The 2458-nt window shown below is 74.3% G+C and carries 3 protein-coding genes and 1 pseudogene; 1 reads left to right on the top strand and 3 read right to left on the bottom strand.

Going from position 1 to position 2458, the window contains the following annotated elements; translation table 11 throughout:
• Both ACWDX9_RS62355 and ACWDX9_RS62350 read right to left on the bottom strand, forming a co-directional pair.
• On the bottom strand, positions 1-773 hold a 773-nt coding region (locus ACWDX9_RS62355), incomplete at its 3' end, for an AAA family ATPase (protein ID WP_449973290.1).
• Between the two features lie 101 nt (positions 774-874).
• A complete protein-coding gene (locus ACWDX9_RS62350) occupies positions 875-1096 on the bottom strand; it encodes a hypothetical protein (RefSeq protein ID WP_363968294.1) in 222 nt (73 codons plus the stop codon).
• 173 nt (positions 1097-1269) lie between these two features.
• Between ACWDX9_RS62350 and ACWDX9_RS62345 the strand changes: the two genes are divergently transcribed.
• Positions 1270-1722, top strand: a complete 453-nt coding sequence (locus tag ACWDX9_RS62345) for a hypothetical protein (RefSeq protein WP_449973289.1) — start codon at positions 1270-1272, stop codon at positions 1720-1722.
• 8 nt (positions 1723-1730) lie between these two features.
• Here the strand turns inward: ACWDX9_RS62345 and ACWDX9_RS62340 are convergent.
• A pseudogene (locus ACWDX9_RS62340) lies at positions 1731-2458 on the bottom strand (ABC transporter permease); the annotation flags it as partial.

Raw genomic sequence — 2458 nt, 5'->3', positions numbered from 1 at the left:
GAGAACTGCGCCAACGCCGTCGGCGGCTTCGAGGTCGACGACCTGTGGGAGTGGGCCGGCGGTGAGGACAGCGAGGACGACGAGCGCGCCCGCCATCGGCCGGCGAGCTGTCCGGGGCCCAACCGCCGTACGATCTCGCGCAGGGCCAGCGGGTTGCCACCGGTGGCCGCCACGAGCTCCCGCTTGACGGCGGGCGGCATCGCGGCGTCGAGCAGCTCGGCCGCCGCCGGCTCCGGCAGGCCGCCGAGCCGCAGCGGCGGCACCCCCTTCACCGGCGCGTCCCCGCGCACGGCCAGCAGCATCGCGATCCGCTCCGTGGCGAGCCGTCTGGCGGCGAACAGCAGCGCGTCCGCCGAGGCCCGGTCCACCCACTGGAAGTCGTCGACCACGCAGACCAGCCCGTCCGGCGCGGCGGCCTCGGCCAGCAGCGACAGCACCCCGGCCGCCAGCAGGAACCGATCCCCCGACGCGCCCCCGCCCAGCCCGAGCGCCCCGCGCACGGCCTCGCGCTGCGGCTCCGGCAGCGTGTCCAGCAGTCCGGCGACCGGCCGCAGCAACTGGTGCAGCGCGGCGAAGGCCAGGTCGGACTCGGGCTCGACGCCGGTCGTCCTGAGCACCCGCATGGACCCGCCCCGGGAGGCCGCCAGGTCGAGCAGGGCCGTCTTGCCCACGCCTGCCTCGCCCCGCAGCACGAGGGCATCTCCCGCGCCCTCGCGGGCCCGGGAGATCACGTCATCGATGGCGGCGATCTCCGCCGATCTGCCGAACAGCACAAGCGCCCACTGTATGCCCAAATCCGGACACTCCCGGCGGGCCGGCGTTCACTGGAGAAACGCCGGAGCCGCGCCGCGAAGGCACGGCCGCCGCCCGGGCCTCACGGGGTGAGGGACGCGGGTGTCGGCTGGTCGGAGGGGGAGGATGCGGTGCTCTCGGCAGGTTCGTCGCGCGCGGGCTCGGGCGGGGTGTCGGAGCACTGCCCCCGGCAGTAACCGTTGGTGACGATCAGCCGCCCCCGGGCGGGCGTGTAGGCGCTGTCCTGCGCCCCGACGATCACACCCTGACACGTGGAGCAGATGAGCGGCTGGTCGGCTGTCATGAAAGCCCTTCCGAAGGTCCTCGCGTGCACGGTGCGCCCGGGAGACCGTCTCGGGCGCGGGACCTACCATGCCGGACGCCACCGACAATTCTCGCCGCCACATCCGGCCCGGAATGGGTGTGTACTTGAGACGCCCCGAAACCGACACCCCCAACCGCCCTGGAGAAGTCGTCATGACCACGCCCGAGCCCATCACTACCTGGCGCGACGCTCGCTTCGACATGCCCGTCAGCCGGCAGCTGGAGCGCTACGACGCGTTGGCCGCCAAGGACACGGCGGCTCGCGCCCGGGTCGAGCTGGTGACCCGGGGGATCTACGACCCCGACCGGCACGGCGCCGACGACCGGCCCGCGCTCACCGTGGCCGAGCACCTCGAGCTGCTGGCGCTGGCGGAGTGCATCGCGCGCACCGTACGCCATCCCGCCCACGTCCATCACGCGCTGCAGGCGGGGGCCACCTGGGCCGACATCGCGCGGATCGTCGACTCCGACGAGCTGACCGTCCGGCGGGACTACCAGCAGTGGGCCGACGACCAGCACGACCTCCACCAGAGCTACCCCCACCTCGGCATGACCGCCGACGAGTACGCCGCCGCGACCGCCAGGGCTCGCCAGACGGAAGCCTGAGCGGGGAATCAGGCGGACGGCACCAGGTTGCGGCGGCGCAGGAACGCCAGCCCCGCCGCGGCCAGCGCGACGGCCACCGCGGTCAGCCCCAGCAGCGGCGCCACCGCCGACGAGGAGCCGCCCAGCAACAGCGCCGGCACGTGCACGAACGGCGACAGGTTCAGGACGATCCCGGTGGCCAGCTTGAACTCCGCCAGCAGATCCACGACCAGGAAGAGGCCGAGCGCGGTCCAGCTCACGGCCACCGCCAGCCGGGGCAGCAGGCCGAACAGCAGCGTCGCGATCCCGACCACGGTCCAGACCGCGGGCAGGTACGCCAGCGTGGCCCCGGCGACGCGGGCCACGTCGCCGTCGTAGGTGAGCCCCGCCGCCGCGCCCAGCACGGCCAGCAGCAGCGCCGGGCTCACGACGGCGAACACCAGGTGGCTCAGCGCCCAGCGCAGCCGGCCGACGGGGGTGGACAGCAGGAGTTCGGCCCGGCCCGCCGCCTCCTCGCCGCGGGCGCGCAGCGCCGACACCAGCGCCGCCCCTGTGACGAGCTGGCTGAGCACGTACATCACGAAGGTGAAGAACACGTCCGAGATGCGGGCCCCGGCGCCGCCGACGGTCGCGGCCAGCTGCTGGAACTGCGGCGTGTCCAGCTGGGTGTCCAGGCCCCGCGCCGACACGCCGAGCAGTGCGCCCAGGTAGCGGCCCGCGTTCGTCTCCCGTTCGGGCAGCACGTCCAGGGCGAGCG

The organism is Nonomuraea sp. NPDC003201 (assembly GCF_053590415.1).
Note: the sequence above shows the minus strand (reverse complement) of the source record. Positions and strands in the feature narration are given on the sequence as shown.